Raw genomic sequence first — 1961 nt, forward strand, 5'->3', positions numbered from 1 at the left:
ACCACAATCATCAACCACGTTGTAGGTATAGACTAAGGTCCAGCTACAATCATCACCGGTTTGTGTTGTATCAGTAAGATTTACTGTAACGTTATTACAGTTATCGCTATAGTTGGCAGCAACAGTTGCAGGATCGAACGGATACACGGTTTGCGCATCAGCCGAACATACATCGACATTGGTATCTCCAACAGGAGCAGTACCTGTAGGTGCTGTTTGATCAGAACCGGAGTAGGTAATGGTCTCATCAGCGAGTGTATTACCACAATCATCAACCACGTTGTAGGTATAGACTAAGGTCCAGCTACAATCATCACCGGTTTGTTGGGTGTTAGTAAGATTCACTGTAACATTATTACAGTTATCGCTATAGTTGGCAGCCACAGTTGCAGGATCGAACGGATACACTGTTTGTGCATCAGCCGAACATACATCTACATTGGTATCTCCAACAGGAGCAGTACCTGTAGGTGCTGTTTGATCAGAACCGGAGTAGGTAATGGTCTCATCAGCGAGTGTATTACCACAATCATCAACCACATTATAGGTATAGACTAAGGTCCAGCTACAATCATCACCGGTTTGTGTTGTATCAGTAAGATTCACTGTAACGTTATTACAGTTATCACTATAGTTGGCAGCCACCGTAGCAGGATCGAACGGATACACGGTTTGCGCATTAGCCGAACATACATCTACATTGGTATCTCCAACAGGAGCAGTACCTGTAGGTGCTGTTTGATCAGAACCGGAGTAGGTAATGGTCTCATCAGCGAGTGTNAGTAAGATTCACTGTAACGTTATTACAGTTATCACTATAGTTTGCAGCCACAGTTGCAGGATCGAACGGATACACGGTTTGCGCATTAGCCGAACATACATCGACATTGGTATCTCCAACAGGAGCCGTGCCGGTAGGCGCTGTTTGATCAGAACCGGAGTAGGTAATGGTCTCATCAGCGAGTGTATTGCCACAATCATCAACCACGTTGTAGGTATAGACTAAGGTCCAGCTACAATCATCACCGGTTTGTTGGGTATCAGTAAGATTCACTGTAACGTTATTACAGTTATCACTATAGTTTGCAGCCACAGTTGCAGGATCGAACGGATACACGGTTTGTGCATCAGTAGAACATACATCTACATTGGTATCTCCAACAGGAGCAGTACCGGTAGGTGCTGTCGTGTCTTGTACTACGATAGTTTGAATAAAATTATCAGATACGTTACCACAAGCATCGGTAAAGTTCCAGGTTCTAACTCTGGTATATCCACTTGGACAATCTGGATTATCTGTAGTAATATCACTAACTAAATTCATAATAGTAGACGAACAATCATCAGTTGCAGATGGTTCTAAAGCTAAGGCATTAGAAAGGCCTGCCGGATCATCACATTCAATGGTAGCATCTAAAGCACCAATAGTATTATCTACAGTAGGAGGCGTTGTATCCTTAATGAGATAGGTTGCCGTGGTTGTCGTTGAATTACCACAAGCGTCTGTAGCAGTAAATGTTACAGTAATTGGACCACTATCACACTTAACACTGGTATCTGAACCATAGTCATTTGACCAGGTTACCGTACTACAATTGTCGGTTGCGGTTGCACCGGCATTAGAACTTAACCAGTTATCTAATTGTGTTTGTGTGTCACCAATGCCACATTCAATTTCAATGTTACTTGTGTTGGTATTGTCTATTATTGGTGGAGTAGTATCATCAACAGTAATGGTTTGCGTTACAGTAATGCTGTTGTCACAGGTATCAGTTACGGAATATGTTCTAGTAATGGTCTCAGGACAGGTGTTCCCATCAGATACATCAGATACAAAGGCAACAACAGGATTTACGGTACAGTTATCAGCTTCATCTGTTACTACGGAGATATCCGGAGCAGGCACATCATCAGCACACTGCACGGTAATAGGTGCAGGATTAGATGCTGTAGGATCGGTA

At 42.9% G+C, this 1961-nt stretch carries 2 protein-coding genes; both read right to left on the reverse strand.

The window, feature by feature from the left end:
- Nucleotides 1–669 (reverse strand): hypothetical protein (locus tag ABD682_RS11880; RefSeq protein ID WP_344741636.1); only part of this gene is annotated, 669 nt, incomplete at its 3' end.
- A gap of 100 nt (nt 670–769) precedes the next feature.
- Nucleotides 770–1924 carry an HYR-like domain-containing protein gene (locus ABD682_RS14705; RefSeq protein ID WP_425552812.1) on the reverse strand — a complete coding sequence of 385 codons (1155 nt, stop codon included), beginning with the start codon at nt 1922–1924 and terminating at the stop codon, nt 770–772.
- Between the last annotated feature and the right edge of the window lie 37 nt (nt 1925–1961).

This window comes from Gaetbulibacter aestuarii (assembly GCF_039537665.1).
Lineage (GTDB): Bacteria > Bacteroidota > Bacteroidia > Flavobacteriales > Flavobacteriaceae > Gaetbulibacter_A > Gaetbulibacter_A aestuarii.